Source organism: Sporosarcina sp. P20a, from assembly GCF_002743175.1.
Classification (GTDB): Bacteria; Bacillota; Bacilli; order Bacillales_A; family Planococcaceae; genus Sporosarcina.
Map to the genome: position 1 here is coordinate 1 of NZ_PDYT01000055.1, position 1,390 is coordinate 1,390.

The 1,390-nt window shown below is 36.6% G+C and carries 1 protein-coding gene; it reads right to left on the reverse strand.

The window, feature by feature from the left end; all coding sequences use genetic code 11:
- Window positions 1-861: 861 nt before the first annotated feature.
- The gene (locus CSV72_RS16500; protein ID WP_143561188.1) at window positions 862-1,230 is read right to left on the reverse strand and encodes a hypothetical protein; all 369 of its coding nucleotides are present in this window, start codon (window positions 1,228-1,230) and stop codon (window positions 862-864) included.
- Window positions 1,231-1,390 lie beyond the last annotated feature (160 nt).

Genomic DNA, 1,390 nt, shown 5'->3' on the forward strand with positions numbered 1-1,390 from the left:
TGATGGAATAGTTTCAGAAAACATGGTTTCGTCATTCCTATTCTTCGTTGTAAAGTTGAAATTTACATAATAAATTTCCTGTATTTTCATGCCGAAGGCATTTATCACAGAACTTGTCGCGCTGGCCCGTTTGTGATATAGACTCAATCGCTTATAAAGCAATCGCACCCGTTAGTTTAACTAAAGCCCATGGACGCAGTAGTCCACATAATAATCGTAAACGATATAATAAGCCAAACTGTATTTGCTGTAGTTTTTTCTTCATGTTTTACCTTTTTTAATATGGTTACCAAATTCAAACAGAATATAATGCACCAAATAGGCATCAACCACCATCCAATCCAATAAAAGAAAGCGTCTAATATTTCCATACTTTATCCCCTTGAAGTTATTTGTCATTACTTACCTAACTGGCCCTATTCTGGTACAGCGTTGTCCTACAATCGCCCCCGTTTATGGGCTATTAAACATTCATTTTTCAAGACTCTTACTTGAGTTTTTTAAACTTATCAAAGCTGTATTCAAAAGCCAAAATATTAAATAAAAAAATGCAATGTTGAATATAAATCCTAGCCACAGAAAACTGAAACCTCCATTTTTGTACAGGCTTAACCAATCGGCTGGAAACCCTAAAAAGCGTGATCCGCCTTCGATTCTGATCCCAATTCCAGGAATGAAGGAGATACCCAGAACACAGATGATACTTAAGATTAAAATATATTTCCTACTCTTATTTCTCATCCCAGAAACCCCCGTTCCCCCAAATTTTTTCCCCTATTTTTTCTCTGCACTTTGGCCCGTTTGATGCGTAGCACTTGTTCAATTAATGCCCCCGATTGGTTAAATGTCGGGGTGTATATCTTATGAGGTTATATCGAAACCACTGCGTTCCCCATTGACATACACATCAATAGTTTCAATATCTTTATCTATCGTTAGGTGATATACATTTTGTTTTTTTTGTTCTGCGTCAGAGTCAGATACATCGAATTTAATTTCCACTATGTCACCTTTTACATCATAGTTAAAATCTGCGTCCCCATAAGATTGAAGAGTGATATAGTAACTATTTTTGTTTTCTTCTTTTAACTGTAACTGAACATTAGGCTGGATAGAATCTTGTACAAATTTTGGTACACTCTCAACCTTTTCTAGGTTTGTTGCTGTTGAAGAACAAGCAGCCAAAATTGAAACGAATACCATCAACATAACAACAATAATTTTCTTCATCATTAACTTCCCCCCATATTCACGACTAAAGTTGGCAATAGGTAAGCATTTGATGCTATCTCCAGCTTTTCCCCTGCTCCACACCGAACGTGCTAGTTTCCCAGCATTCGGCGCTCCATCTAACGATGGATACTAGATTATAAGTTCTTCGTTACCTGTT

Excerpts from the sequence above, each read along its gene's own strand:
- CSV72_RS16500 (WP_143561188.1), bottom strand. The coding sequence starts at position 1,230 with ATGAAGAAAATTATTGTTGTTATGTTGATGGTATTCGTTTCAATTTTG.